The 12,733-nt window shown below is 63.3% G+C and carries 11 protein-coding genes; 3 read left to right on the top strand and 8 right to left on the bottom strand.

The window, feature by feature from the left end:
- Nucleotides 1-115: 115 nt before the first annotated feature.
- Nucleotides 116-2,155 carry a methionine--tRNA ligase gene (gene metG, locus M1D87_RS20765; protein ID WP_015271555.1) on the bottom strand — a complete coding sequence of 680 codons (2,040 nt, stop codon included), beginning with the start codon at nt 2,153-2,155 and terminating at the stop codon, nt 116-118.
- A gap of 158 nt (nt 2,156-2,313) precedes the next feature.
- On the opposite strand from metG, the gene apbC reads away from it, so the two are divergent.
- A complete protein-coding gene (gene apbC, locus M1D87_RS20760) occupies nt 2,314-3,408 on the top strand; it encodes an iron-sulfur cluster carrier protein ApbC (protein WP_015271554.1) in 1,095 nt (364 codons plus the stop codon).
- 185 nt (nt 3,409-3,593) lie between these two features.
- Here the strand turns inward: apbC and M1D87_RS20755 are convergent, their stop codons facing one another.
- A complete protein-coding gene (locus M1D87_RS20755; RefSeq protein WP_003254922.1) occupies nt 3,594-3,803 on the bottom strand; it encodes a cold-shock protein in 210 nt (69 codons plus the stop codon).
- 328 nt (nt 3,804-4,131) lie between these two features.
- Between M1D87_RS20755 and dcd the strand changes: the two genes are divergently transcribed.
- Complete coding sequence (dcd, locus tag M1D87_RS20750; protein WP_003258001.1) at nt 4,132-4,698, top strand: dCTP deaminase; 567 nt, start codon at nt 4,132-4,134, stop codon at nt 4,696-4,698.
- Nucleotides 4,699-4,791: 93 nt separating this feature from the next.
- Nucleotides 4,792-5,019: a hypothetical protein gene (locus M1D87_RS20745; protein ID WP_003254918.1), complete on the top strand. Its 228-nt coding sequence runs from the start codon at nt 4,792-4,794 to the stop codon at nt 5,017-5,019.
- A 10-nt stretch (nt 5,020-5,029) separates the two neighbouring features.
- Here the strand turns inward: M1D87_RS20745 and pdeM are convergent, their stop codons facing one another.
- From pdeM to M1D87_RS20715, 6 genes are all read right to left on the bottom strand, one after another.
- Nucleotides 5,030-5,683, bottom strand: coding sequence for a ligase-associated DNA damage response endonuclease PdeM (gene pdeM, locus M1D87_RS20740; protein WP_024087661.1), 654 nt, complete (start codon nt 5,681-5,683; stop codon nt 5,030-5,032).
- Nucleotides 5,680-8,133, bottom strand: coding sequence for a ligase-associated DNA damage response DEXH box helicase (locus tag M1D87_RS20735; protein WP_322264928.1), 2,454 nt, complete (start codon nt 8,131-8,133; stop codon nt 5,680-5,682). Before M1D87_RS20735 ends, pdeM begins: the two co-directional genes overlap by 4 nt.
- A gap of 67 nt (nt 8,134-8,200) precedes the next feature.
- Complete coding sequence (locus M1D87_RS20730) at nt 8,201-9,316, bottom strand: succinylglutamate desuccinylase/aspartoacylase family protein (RefSeq protein ID WP_421091831.1); 1,116 nt, start codon at nt 9,314-9,316, stop codon at nt 8,201-8,203.
- 223 nt (nt 9,317-9,539) lie between these two features.
- Nucleotides 9,540-11,198: an ATP-dependent DNA ligase gene (locus M1D87_RS20725; RefSeq protein WP_322264927.1), complete on the bottom strand. Its 1,659-nt coding sequence runs from the start codon at nt 11,196-11,198 to the stop codon at nt 9,540-9,542.
- Nucleotides 11,195-12,211, bottom strand: a complete 1,017-nt coding sequence (locus M1D87_RS20720) for a ligase-associated DNA damage response exonuclease (RefSeq protein WP_123084189.1) — start codon at nt 12,209-12,211, stop codon at nt 11,195-11,197. The genes M1D87_RS20725 and M1D87_RS20720 overlap by 4 nt, the downstream gene beginning before the upstream one ends.
- A 98-nt stretch (nt 12,212-12,309) precedes the next feature.
- Nucleotides 12,310-12,651: a hypothetical protein gene (locus M1D87_RS20715; protein ID WP_123084190.1), complete on the bottom strand. Its 342-nt coding sequence runs from the start codon at nt 12,649-12,651 to the stop codon at nt 12,310-12,312.
- Between the last annotated feature and the right edge of the window lie 82 nt (nt 12,652-12,733).

Below are 12,733 nucleotides of genomic sequence, written 5' to 3'. Positions count from 1 at the left end.
GTGCCGGAGTCATTGTGAGAGCGGGCGTGCCCGCGAACACCGGAAACGCCGGTGCCATGCACCGCGTAGTCAGTTTCGCGGGCACGCCCGCTCCCACAAGGTCCAGCAGGTTTTGTTACTTGATGCGCTGGCCTGGCTTGGCACCGCTGTCCGGGCTCAGCAGGTAGATCTCTTCACCGCCAGGCCCGGCCGCCATGACCATCCCTTCGGACACCCCAAAGCGCATCTTCCGTGGCTTGAGGTTGGCCACCATCATGGTCAGCCGGCCTTCCAGCTGGGACGGGTCGGGGTACGCCGACTTGATGCCGGAAAACACGTTGCGGCGCTCGTCACCGATGTCCAGTGTCAGTTGCAGTAGCTTGTCCGCGCCCGGTACGGCCTCGGCCTTGACGATCAGCGCCACGCGCAGGTCGACGGCAGCGAAGGTGTCGAACTCGATTTCCGCCGACAGTGGGTCCTTGGCCAGCTCGCCATTGCCGGCCGGGGCCTTGGCTTCGGCGGCCAGCAGGTCTTCCTTGCTGGCGGCGACCATGGCTTCGACCTTGGCCGGTTCGATGCGGCTCATCAGCGCCTTGAACGGGTTCAATTGGTGGTTTTCCAGGCGCGACAGGTGGTCGTTCCAGGTCAGTGGTGCCACGTTGAGGAAGGCCTCGGCGTCGGCAGCCAGTACCGGCAGCACCGGCTTGAGGAAGATCACCAGCTGACGGAACAGGTTGATGCCTTGGGCGCAGATGGCCTGAACTTCATCCTGCTTGCCTTCCTGTTTGGCCAGCGACCATGGGGCCTTGTCAGCGATCCAGGCGTTGGCGCGATCGGCCAGCGCCATGATTTCGCGCATGGCACGGCCGAAGTCGCGGCCTTCATAGGCGTCGGCGATCGACGGGGCGGCGGCCAGGAAGGCTTCGGTCAGCTCCGGTGCAGCATCGCCAGCCACCATCACGCCTTCATTGCCCTTGTGGATGAAACCGGCGCAGCGGCTGGCGATGTTGACCACCTTGCCGACCAGGTCGGAGTTGACCTTCTGCACGAAGTCTTCCAGGTTCAGGTCCAGGTCATCGACGCCACGGCCCAGCTTGGCAGCGTAGTAGTAACGCAGGTATTCCGGCTGCAGGTGGTCGAGGTAGGTGCGGGCCTTGATGAAGGTACCGCGCGACTTGGACATCTTGGCGCCGTTCACGGTCAGGTAGCCGTGCACGTTGACCGCGCTCGGCTTGCGGAAGCCCGCGCCTTCGAGCATGGCTGGCCAGAACAGGGCGTGGAAGTTGACGATGTCCTTGCCGATGAAGTGGTACAGCTCGGCCTTGGAGCCTTCGTTCCAGAACGCGTCGAAGTCCAGCTCCGGGCGGCGTGCACAAAGGTTCTTGAAGCTGGCCATGTAGCCGATCGGTGCATCCAGCCACACGTAGAAGTACTTGCCTGGCTCGCCTGGGATCTCGAAGCCGAAGTACGGCGCGTCGCGCGAGATGTCCCACTCCTGCAGGCCCGAGTCCAGCCATTCGGCCAGCTTGTTGGCTACCGCGTCCTGCAGCGTGCCGCTACGGGTCCACTGTTGCAGCATGGCCTGGAAGTCCGGCAGCTTGAAGAAGAAGTGCTGGGAATCACGCAATACCGGGGTGGCACCAGAGATGGCCGACTTGGGGTTCTTCAGCTCGGTGGGCGCGTAGGTGGCGCCGCATTTCTCGCAGTTGTCGCCGTACTGGTCTTCGGCCGCGCACTTGGGGCAGGTGCCCTTGATGAAGCGGTCGGCGAGGAACATCCCCTTTTCCGGGTCGAAATACTGGGTTACCGAACGGGTGGCGATGTGCCCGGCGTCTCGCAGGCGCGCGTAGATCAGGCCCGACAGCTCGCGGTTTTCTTCGCTGTGGGTGGAGTGGAAGTTGTCGAAGTCCACCAGGAAGTCGGCGAAGTCGCTGCTGTGTTCGGCCTGGACGTTGGCGATCAGCTGTTCCGGGGTGATGCCTTCCTTCTCGGCGCGCAGCATGATGGCCGAACCGTGGGCGTCGTCGGCGCAGACGTAGATGCACTGGTTGCCGCGCAGCTTCTGGAAGCGGACCCACATGTCTGTCTGGATGTACTCGAGCATATGGCCAAGGTGGATCGATCCGTTGGCATAGGGCAAGGCGCTGGTGACGAGAATCTGACGTGGCTCGGACATGGTGGCTCGGCTACTTATCTGGCGACGGGGTAAAAATGAGGTTGATCGGCCACTATAAAGGGCTGGCGAAGATATTTCACCCCGCATGCGCATCTGCTGACGATTGACGGGTTAGGATAGGCGTCTGTTTTACATTCAGTTTGCCATTGGGAGTCTCCATGAGTGCCGTCACCCGTGCCGCCGTCGAAGGCGTGCTTCGCCAGTACACCGACCCCTACCTGAACCAGGACCCGATCAGCGCCGGCTGTGTGCGCGCAATCGATATCCAGGGCGGCCAGGTCAGCGTGCAATTGCAACTGGGTTATGCCGCAGGGCTGTTCAAGAACGGCTGGGCCCAGGTGCTGCAGACCGCCATCGGCAACCTGGAGGGCGTCAGCAGTGCCCAGGTGTCGATCGACTGCGTGGTGGCTGCGCACAAGGCCCAGGCTCAGGTGCCGGCAATGGCCAACGTCAAGAACATCATCGCCGTGGCCTCGGGCAAGGGCGGTGTGGGCAAGTCGACCACCGCGGCCAACCTGGCCCTGGCGCTGGCTCGCGAGGGCGCGCGGGTGGGTATTCTCGATGCCGATATCTATGGCCCCAGCCAGGGCGTGATGTTCGGCATCGCCGAAGGCACCCGCCCGCAGATTCGCGAGCAGAAGTGGTTCGTGCCGATCAAGGCCCATGGCGTGGAAGTCATGTCCATGGCGTTCCTTACCGACGACAACACGCCGATGGTATGGCGTGGCCCTATGGTTTCCGGCGCGCTGCTGCAGCTGGTGACCCAGACTGCCTGGGACGACCTGGATTACCTGGTGATCGACATGCCGCCGGGCACCGGTGACATCCAGCTGACCCTGGCGCAGAAGGTACCGGTTGCCGGTTCGGTGATCGTCACCACCCCGCAGGACCTGGCCCTGCTGGATGCCAAGAAGGGCGTGGAGATGTTCCGCAAGGTCAATATCCCGGTGCTGGGCGTGGTGGAGAACATGGCCGTGCACATCTGCTCGAACTGCGGTCATGCCGAGCACCTGTTCGGCGAAGGCGGTGGCGAGAAGCTGGCGAGCCAGTATGGCGTCGACCTGTTGGCGTCGTTGCCGCTGTCGATGCTGATTCGCGAGCAGGCCGATAGTGGCAAGCCGACGGCGATCGCCGAGCCGGAAAGCCAGATTGCGATGGTCTATCAGGAGCTGGCCCGTCAGGTGGGCGCGCGGATCGTGCTGCAGGAAGCTGCTGCGCCGGCGATGCCTAGCATTACCATCAGCGAAGATTGACTGGCAGACCGAGTCGCCTGCTTCGCGGGTAAACCCGCTCCCACAGGTACAGCGCAGACTTCAAGTACCGCGCTGTCCCTGTGGGAGCGGGTTTACCCGCGAAGAGGCAGACTCGGTCTTTCGACCAGGCATAAAAAAACCCGCCGGAAGGCGGGTTTTTTGAAAGCTAGGAAGCTTCGATCGACTTAGGCGATCTGAACTTCTTCAGCCTGCATGCCTTTCTGGCCGCGGGTAGCGACGAAAGTAACAGCCTGGCCTTCTTTCAGGGTTTTGAAGCCGTCAGCTTGGATGGCTTTGAAGTGCACGAACAGGTCGTCGCCCGACTGAGGGGTGATGAAGCCGTAGCCTTTCTCATCGTTGAACCACTTAACAACACCGGATTGACGGTTGGACATTTTTCTGTCTCCTTGGACAATTTGATAACGGTCAGGAAAAACCCTGGCCGGGACTGAGCGCAAAGAGAGCAGAAAATTCAGCGATGGGCCGATCAGGATCGTGCATCAAACTAGAGATTCTCGGTGTCACGTGCAGCACAGTGGCGCCACCTTACCCCACTTTCCGCAACCTGCCAATGGTCAGAAGGCGCTTTACGCAAATTCGGATCGACGGCGGCTGAAGCCCCCGCCCGGCGCGGGATGAGGCATGGAACTTTAACCTGGGCGCCGGGACCGGTAAGATGCGCGTCTCGAATTTTCACCTCGCAACTCTTCAGGACACCCCGCCATGAGCATCAAATCGGACAAGTGGATTCGCCGCATGGCGCAGGAACACGGCATGATCGAACCGTTCGTCGAGCGCCAGGTGCGCGGCGAACAGGACAGCCGGGTGATCTCCTTCGGCGTCTCCAGCTACGGCTACGACGTGCGCTGCGCCGACGAATTCAAGGTGTTTACCAACATCAACTCGGCCACCGTCGACCCGAAGAACTTCGATGCAGGCAGTTTCGTCGACATCAAGAGCGACGTGTGCATCATCCCGCCGAACTCCTTCGCCCTGGCGCGTACCGTCGAGTATTTCCGCATTCCGCGTGATGTGTTGACCATCTGCCTGGGCAAGAGCACCTACGCCCGTTGCGGCATCATCGTCAATGTCACCCCGCTCGAGCCCGAGTGGGAAGGCCATGTGACACTGGAGTTCTCCAATACCACCACGCTGCCGGCGAAGATCTACGCCAACGAAGGTGTGGCCCAGATGCTGTTCCTGCAGTCCGACGAAGAATGCGAAGTGTCGTACAAGGACCGTGGCGGCAAGTACCAGGGCCAGCGCGGCGTCACCCTGCCGCGTACCTGAGCCGACAAGCGCGGGGAATTCCCCGCGCCTTTGGCACTCCAACTGGATAACGCCGGTACGCATGACGCGTAGCGGCCTTGCCAGGAGCAGCCAATGAAACTCCACCCCGCAATCAGTGCCAAGCTGGCAGGCCTGCAGCCCAACCACGTCGGGTTGCTACCATGGTCACTGCTGGCACACCCGCTGCCGATGCAGGCGGGGGGCGTGCCCCACCAGCCTGACCCGGATACCCCACAACCGCCGGAGCCCGGTGAAACACCACCCATGGAGCCGGGCGAGCCGACCCTGCCGGACGAGCCTCCACCGGCACCTGTAGCCTGAGTGATCTGGGCTAGAGCGGCCAGACGCGGTCTGCACCGGTCAGGAACACCCGGCTGGCGCCCGTGGGGGCAATTTCCCAACCCCCGGTAAATTCACCGAACGCCGGCAGCAGGCTGACCTGTCCATCGATCAGGAAGCATGGCAATCGCAGGCGTTGCCGGGCCTTGCCGCGCAGGACGAATACCGGGTGTACGTGCCCTGCCAACACCGGTTGGGTCGGGTGGGGGCGGGGTTCGTGCTGTAGCGCAAAGGGTCCCAACAGCCAGGGTTCGCTCACGACTTCGATACCGAGTGACGCGGGCGGGTCACCGGCGTTTCGATCATGATTGCCGCGGATCAGCACGATTTTCAGGGTTCTGTGGCGCTCTCGCCAGGCCTGCAGCGTTGCCAAAGTTGCCGGTGCCTGCGCTGCGCGCGCATGCAGAAAATCGCCAAGAATGATCAGTTGCTCGCAATCATGCCTTGCCAGCAATGCATCCAGGCGAGCGAGTGTCGCCTCGGTGGTGCCGCGCGGTACCGGTTGGTGCAAGGCGCGATAGCTTGCTGCCTTGCCGATGTGCAGGTCGGCCACCAGCAGGGCATGACGGGCTGGCCAGTAAATGGCCTTGTCCGAAAGCAGCCAGAGCACTTGGCCATGGTGTTCGATGGGTAAAAGGTTGGTCATTCCGTAGCGTCCGCCGCACTGTTCAGCTCCGCGACCATCCTCGCAATCCGGTCCGCCAGTCTCTCGGTGCTCAACGTTTCGCGCATGCCTTCCACCAGCAAGGCAAATGCCAACGGTCCGGGCCGTTTGAGTGGTCGCAGTTCCAGCTGTAACTTGCCCATCTTCAGCAATTGCCGGTGCAACCGCTCGATCTCCAGTTCCTCATTCAGCACCTCGTCCCGTGCCTGGGCCAGCAGCAGGTTGCCGGTGTCATGCTTGCGAAATACCTCATAAAACAAGCCGCTGGAGGCCTGGATCTGCCTGAGGCTTTTCTGCGCCGCCGGATACCCGCCAAACACCAACCCGGCAATCTGTGCGATCTCGCGAAAACGACGCAACGCCATTTCTCCTGCGTTGAGGCTGGCCAGTACATCATCCAGCAGGTGTTCGGTACCAAGTGCCTGCGGAAGGTGTGTGGCCCAGTCCACGTTGCCCGGGCTGAGCAGTTCGAACCCGTAGTCATTGACCGCAATCGAAACCGAAAGCGGCTGCACGCGGCTCACCCGCCAGGCGATCAGGTTGGCCAGGCCAAGGTTGGCCATGCGCCCGGCGAACGGATACAGGAACAGGTGCCAACCCTGGCGCGACTTGAAGGTTTCTGCCAGCAGCGTTTCGGGGGTGGGCAGCGCCGACCATTGCGCCTGCAAGGCAAGCAGGGGGCGTACTGCACGCATCTCCGGGCTTTGAAAGCGCCCTTGGGATGCTGCGCCGAGCTGCTCGACCAGTGCGTCGGCCAGTTCGCTGGAGAGCGGCATGCGGCCACCATTCCAGCGTGCAACCGCTGCCTTGCGCGCGGTACTGCGGCGTACGTAGGCCGTCATGTTTTCCACGCGCACCAGTTCCAGCACTCGCCCGGCGAACACCAAGGTGTCGCCAGGGCGCAAACGGGCAATGAACGCCTCTTCGACGCTGCCCAGCGCCTTGCCCCCACCGCCCTTGCTCCAGTACTTGAGCTGCAGGCTGGCGTCGCTGACGATGGTACCGATACTCATGCGGTGGCGACGTGCCAAACGTTCGCTGGCAACCTTGTAAGTGCCGTCGGGCTGGCGCTCGACGCGCTGGTAGTCTGGGTAGGCGCTGAGTGAGCTGCCGCCATGGCAGACGAAGTCCAGCGCCCATTGCCACTGGCTGTCGCGCAATTCGCTGAAGGCCCAGGTACTGCGCACTTCGGCCAGCAACTGCTGCGGGTGAAAGCCGCTGCCCAAAGCCATGCTTACCAAGTGTTGCACCAGCACGTCCATGCACAAGCGTGGCGAATGCCGGGCTTCGATGTGCCCGGCTGCCAGGGCGTGCCTGGCGGCGGCTGCTTCCACCAGTTCCAGGCTGTGGGTGGGCACCAGAGTAACCCGGGAGCGCCGCCCCGGCGCATGGCCGGAGCGCCCGGCCCGTTGCACGAGACGGGCAATGCCCTTGGCGGAACCGATCTGCAGTACTCGCTCCACGGGAAGGAAGTCCACCCCCAGGTCCAGGCTGGAGGTGCAGATCACTGCCTTCAGGTTGCCTTGCTTGAGGCTGCGCTCGACCCAGTCACGGGTATCGCGGGCCAGTGAGGCATGGTGCAAGGCAATCAGCCCGGCCCACTCGGGGCGTACCTCGAGCAGGGCCTGGTACCAGAGTTCGGCCTGCGCCCGAGTGTTGGTGAAGACAAGGCAACTAGTGCTGGCATCTATCTCCCGGCTGACCTGATCGAGCATCTTCAAACCCATGTGCCCAGCCCAGGGGAAGCGCTCGATGGCCGTTGGCAGCAGGGTATCGATCTGCAACTGCTTGTCCTGTCGGCCTTGTACCAGCAGGCCGCCTTGTGGCTGCAATACGTCCAGCGCATATTGGAGATTGCCGAGGGTCGCGGACAGGCCCCAGGTCGGCAGGCTCGAGTGCCAGTGGCGCAGGCGGGCCAAAGCCAGTTGCAGTTGTACCCCACGCTTGTTGCCCAGTAGTTCGTGCCATTCGTCCACCACTACCAGGCGCAGTGTGGCGAAGTCTTCGCGAGCTTGTGCCCGGGTCAACAGCAGCGTAAGGCTTTCAGGTGTAGTGATCAGTACACTGGGCAGGCGCCGTGCTTGCCGGGCACGTTCGGCACTGCCGGTGTCGCCGCTGCGAATGCCCACGCTCCAGGGCAGGCCCAGGTCGTCCAGCGGCATTTGCAGTGCGCGGGCGGTGTCGGCGGCCAAGGCTCGCATGGGGGTAACCCACACCACCTGCAAGGGTGCAGCATGACGTCCTTGGGCTTCGGCCTTGAAGGCCCTCAGTGCGGCGAGCCATACCGCGTAGGTCTTGCCGGCACCGGTACTGGCATGCAGCAAGCCGGATTCGCCCCGTTCCACGGCGGCCCAGACACGGCGCTGGAAAGCGAAAGGTTTCCAGCCACGCTTGGCGAACCAGGCCTTGGCAAGGTCGGTGGCGGCTGGCATGGGGCATAGGGTCCTTCGGTGGCTGTGTTTCTACAGACAACCAGCCAGGCGCAATGGTTTTACCGGATCAGTTTGCCAGCAGATAGCCGCTGCGGCACACCTGCTCGCCTGCGACGTGGGCGATGACCATGCCTGCGGTAGCCATGCGCCGTACGTTACGTGCATACAGCAGGCCGGGCTGGCTGTTGCGGATGGCCGTCACCCGGTCGTTGAGCGGGTCGATGACTTCAGCGATCAGCTGGCCCGCTTCCAAGTGCTGGCCTGGCCGGGCGTGGTACACCAGCAACCCGCCCAGTGGCGTTATCACCGGTTCTACTGCGGCCAGTGGCGTGGCCGGGCAGCGGTAGGCGGGCAGGGCCGGGCTTGCGCCTTCGATGACCCCCGCATGGGTAAGGAAGTCGAGGATCGCCTGGCAGTCCTTGCTGGCCAGGTCGTGGCTAACATCGGCCTGGCCGCGCAACTCGACGGTGACCGAGCAGCAGCCCAGCGGAATCGGGAAACGTTTGCCGAAGCGTTGTTGCAGCTGCCACCAGACCAGGCTGAAGCATTCATCGAACGACTGCCCGCCAGAGTCGGTGGCAAGCAGGCTGGCTTGGGCACCCAGGTAGCGGGCCAGAGGTTCGATCTGCGGCCAGGCGTCTGGCGTGGTGTACAGGTGCTCGACCGCCTCGAAGTCGCAGTGCAGGTCCAGCACCATGTCGGCATCGCAGGCAAGGCGCTGCAATATCAGGCGTTGGGCCTGCAGCGGTGTGCGCGCCGGGTGTGCGTCCAGCCCCCGCCGCAGGTATTCGCGGATCAGCGCGAGGTTGTGTGCCGGGTCTTCGGTCAGGTGTTCTTCGATCTGGTCGCCGATGCTGTCGGAAAGATCGACGAAGTTACGGTTGAAGTTCTCGCCGCTTTGCAGTTCGAAACGCCCCAGCGGCGCGTCCAGCAGCACTTGTTCCAGGCCGACCGGGTTGGCCACCGGCACCAGGATGATCTCGCGCTGCAGGCGGTCTTGCTGTTCCAGTTCACCCAGGCGGCGCTTGAGGTGCCAGGCCACCAGCATGCCGGGCAGTTCGTCGGCATGCAGCGAGGCCTGGATATAGACTTTGCCGCCACCGCGAGGTCCGAAGTGGAAGCTGTGCAACTGGCGGGTGATGCCCGGAACGGGCGAGAGCAGGTCGTGAGTTGAGTGGTGCATGGTGGTCCTGGGTGCGTGGCGAAAACGGTCTGCGACACGGGGCGGCACACAGATAGAAGCACAGTTTTTGGCCTTGCGCCTGCATCGGTGCCCTCCTGGCCACCGTGCTGGCTTCTTCGCGGGTAAACCCGCTCCCACAGGGATCGCACAAAACTCAGCTTTTGTGCATGACCTGTGGGAGCGGGTTTACCCGCGAAGAAGCCAGCACGGTCCAGAAATTGTTTCAGGCCAGCAGCGCCTGCAATGTAGCCAGGTCATCCGCTTCTTCCACTGGCTTGTCCAGCCGCCAGCGCAGCATCCGCGGAAAGCGCACGGCAATGCCGCTCTTGTGCCTCCTGGACAGGGCGATGCCCTCGAAGCCCAACTCGAACACCAGCGTCGGCGTCACGCTGCGCACCGGCCCGAAGGTTTCAACCGTGGTCTTGCGGATGATGGCGTCGACCTTGCGCATTTCTTCGTCACTGAGCCCTGAATAGGCCTTGGCAAAGGGGACCAGTGCCCGACCCGGCGTACCGGCTGGCGCGTCCCACACGGCGAAGGTGTAGTCGCTGTACAAACTGGCCCGCCGGCCGTGGCCGCGCTGGGCATAGATCAGCACGGCATCGACGCTGAACGGGTCGATCTTCCACTTCCACCAGGTGCCCATGTCCTTGGTGCGCCCCACGCCATACAACGCCTCTCGCTGTTTCAGCATCAGCCCTTCCACCCCCAGGCTGCGGGACTGTTCGCGCTGGTGGGCAAGGTCGGCCCAGTCCTGGCCTTCGAGCAGAGGCGAGAGCAATACCGGGGCCAATGGGTGCTGCTCAAGTACCTGCTCCAGCTGCTGGCGGCGTGCATGCTGCGGGCGGCTGCGCCAGTCCTCGCCTTGCCATTCCAGCAGGTCGTAGGCCTGCAGCACGACCGGTGCGTCGCTCAGCAGCTTCTTGCCCAAGGTCTTGCGTCCCAGGCGCTGCTGCAACAGGGCAAATGGCTGCACAGCCAGCTCAGCCGCTGAGCCACCAGGTTTCCAAACCAGGATCTCGCCATCGAGCACGACACCGTCGGGTAATGTCTGCGCCAGGCTGTGCAATTCGGGGAAGCGTTCGGTGACCAGTTCCTCACCGCGCGACCAGACCCACAGCTGGCCTTCGCGCTTGACCACCTGGGCACGAATGCCGTCCCATTTCCACTCGATTTGCCATTCGCTCGGCGGCCCGAGCAGTGTATCGAGCTGTTCGGTTGATACCTGCAGGGGGTGGGCCAGGAAAAACGGGTAGGGCTGGCCGCCACGCAAGCTATGTTCATCGTCTGATTCCGGGGCTATCAGCCGTTGATAGCTGGCTGCCGTCGGGCGGTGGCTGATGTCGGTGTAGCCAACCAGGCGCTGGGCCACGCGTTTGGCATCCAGCCCGGCCAGTTGCGCGAGTGCGCGAGTGACCAACAGTTTCGATACGCCCACGCGAAAGCTGCCAGTGATGAGCTTCAGGCAGAGCATCAGGCTGGGGCGGTCCAGCTGGGCCCAAAGAGGCGGCAGGCGTTGCTGGATCTCCTCGACTGGCAGGCCGCGCAATGGCAGCAGATGGGCTTCGACCCAGCGGGCGAGGCCGTCGTCGCCAGGGTGGTGGCTTTCCGGTACCAGCAGGGAAATGGTTTCGGCCAGGTCGCCAACGGCCTGGTAGCATTCCTCGAACAGCCAGTCAGGCAGCCCCGCCAACCTGCCGGCCAGCTCCCGCAGCACGCGTGTAGGCACCAGTTGGCGAGGGCGGCCACCTGCCAGGAAGTACACCGCCCAGGCGGCATCCCCAGCCGGGGCGGTGCTGAAATATTCGCGTAGCGCCGTGAGCTTTGCAGTGCTGGAGGTAGTCGCATCCAGCCTCAGGTACAGCTCGGCGAATGCTTTCATGCGTCTGGCTCCGCGGCTACCACGTCATCTTCCTCGCCGTACTCGGTCACGAAGGCGCGGGCATCAAGGCCTTGTTCGATGAGGTAGCGCACCAGCACATTGACCGAGCCATGGGTGACCATCACGCGTTCTGCGCCAGTCTGGCCGATGGCCCAGAGCAACCCCGGCCAATCGGCATGGTCCGAGAGCACGAAGCCTCGGTCTACCCCGCGCCGGCGGCGGGTGCCGCGCAACAGCATCCAGCCACTGGCGAAGGCATCGCTGTAGTCGCCGAAACGGCGCATCCAGCTGCTGCCACCCGCCGAAGGCGGTGCCAGGACCAGTGCCTGGCGCAGCAGCGGGTCGTTGCGTGGGATATCGCCCACATAGCGGGTTTGCGGAAGGTAGACGCCAGCGTCCCGGTAAACCCGGTTGAGCGGTTCGACAGCGCCATGCACGAGGACTGGGCCAATGTTGGCGTCCAGCCCGTGGAGGATTCGCTGGGCCTTGCCGAAGGCATAGCAGAACAGCACGCTGGCTTTGCCCTGTTCGCAATTGGCGCGCCACCAGGCATTGATGCCGGTGAAAATCTCGCCCTGGCTGGGCCAACGATAGATGGGCAGGCCGAAGGTCGATTCGGTTATGAACGTGTGGCAGCGCACCGGTTCGAACGGCGTGCAGGTGCCGTCGGGTTCCACTTTGTAGTCGCCAGAGGCGACCCAGACCTCGCCCTGGTACTCCAGGCGCACTTGCGCCGAGCCCAGTACATGCCCGGCCGGGTGCAGGCTCAGGGTTACGCCATGGTGCAGCAGGCGTTCGCCGTACGGCAGGGTCTGCAGGTCGATGTCCTGGCCCAGGCGGCTGCGCAGGATGCCGGCGCCTGGGGCGGCGGTGAGATAATGGCGGTTGCCTACGCGGGCATGGTCGCCGTGACCATGGGTAATAACAGCGCGGTCTACGGGGCGCCACGGGTCGATGTAGAAATCACCGGGCGGGCAGTACAGGCCTTCGGGGCGGGCGATGACGAGGTCCATGGCTCAACGTCTGGAGTAGGGCTTGCTAGGTCAGAGTGTCGAGGCCTGCGACAAGTTCTATGTGTGAGGCAGCCCTCTCGAGGGCTGCCAGACCCGCGTCAGGAAATAGCGACCTTCCAGCCCGATTTTCGGGCTTCTTCGATGCTGATCTTGGCGACGCGGGCGATGTTCAGGCGTTTGCCGCCATGCATCAGATATGGCGAAGCACGGAAGTGATCCCAAGTGGTATCGACGCTGTCGGGCAGCAGGTCCTCGGTGTCATAAGCGATTTCCAGGGTGACAGGTGAAGAAACCGCAGGGGCGCTGGCATCTCCGTCGCTGATCATGCGGTAGTCGGCGATTGCGGTTCCCACCCAAAGTTGTGCATTGATGGTAGCGCCAGCTGGAACTTTGAGCGTATCAGGCCAGGAAATTTCAATTTTCAGGGTTTCTGTAGCCATGTTCATCATCCTCTTGATGGAAAGTGCGCCGCACCTGTCCGGGAACAGTGCGGCACCGAGGATGCTAGGTAGCTGGGCGGCT

It is taken from the genome of Pseudomonas sp. SA233, from assembly GCF_054792385.1.
Note: the sequence above shows the minus strand (reverse complement) of the source record. Positions and strands in the feature narration are given on the sequence as shown.